At 67.5% G+C, this 885-nt stretch carries 1 protein-coding gene; it reads right to left on the bottom strand.

Annotated features, from left to right (window positions below):
- Positions 1–885: M4 family metallopeptidase (locus tag Q664_RS39055; RefSeq protein WP_043408134.1), on the bottom strand; the 885-nt coding region annotated here is incomplete at both ends.

Genomic DNA, 885 nt, shown 5'->3' with positions numbered 1-885 from the left:
GCGACCTCGGCCGTGGTGTAGCCCAGCTGCGTGGCGGCCTGCTCCGTGTACGTCTTCGCCTGGGCGAAGGTGGTGGAGGCCGTCATCAGGTCGCGGTTGGCGCGGTAGAAGATCTGACCGGCCTTCTGGATGCCGATGCCCGTCACGTTGGTGGTGGTGACGCCGCGCGGGTGCGTGCCACCCGTGGTCAGCAGCTTGAACGCCAGGTTGGCGATGCCCGAGTTCCAGTGCACGCCGCCGTTGTCGGACGTCCCCGTGTAGCGCGTGGGGTAGTAGTCGTAGGACGAGCCGTCCTGCGTGGGGTTGGCCATGTAGCGGAGCGCGTCACCCGGGGTGTTGGGCGTCCACACGTCGTCGCCGACCATCCACACCGCCGCGTCCACCACCCAGCCGCGGCTCCACGACTCGCAGTAGGCGCCGAAGATGTCGCTCAGGCCCTCGTTGAGCGCGCCGGACTCGTTGGAGTAGGTGAGGTTGGACTCGGAGCTGGTCACCGCGTGCGTCAGCTCGTGCACCGTCACGTCCAGCGACTTGCCCAGCGGCGCGGACTGCGTGCCGTTGCTGTCGCCGTACACCATCTGGCTGCCGTTCCAGAAGGCGTTGGTGTAGTTGCTGCTGTAGTGCACCGTGCTGCGCAGCTGCGCGCCCGAGCCGTTGTACGAGTCACGGCCGAAGTTCACGCTGTAGCAGTCGTAGGTGGTGCCCAGGTGGTTGTAGTTCTCGTCCACGTGGGAGTCACCGGTGGCCGCGCCACCCTCGGAGCGCTTGAGCGTGCCGGGCAGCGAGGTGCCGTTGTTGGCCGAGTACACCGCGCGGTTCTTCGCCGCGTGGATGTCCGTGGACACCATCTCGATGCCGCCGGTCAGCGCGTTGACGAACACGTGG

Source organism: Archangium violaceum Cb vi76, from assembly GCF_000733295.1.
GTDB lineage: Bacteria > Myxococcota > Myxococcia > Myxococcales > Myxococcaceae > Archangium > Archangium violaceum.
This window is presented reverse-complemented; position numbering and strand designations above follow the sequence as displayed.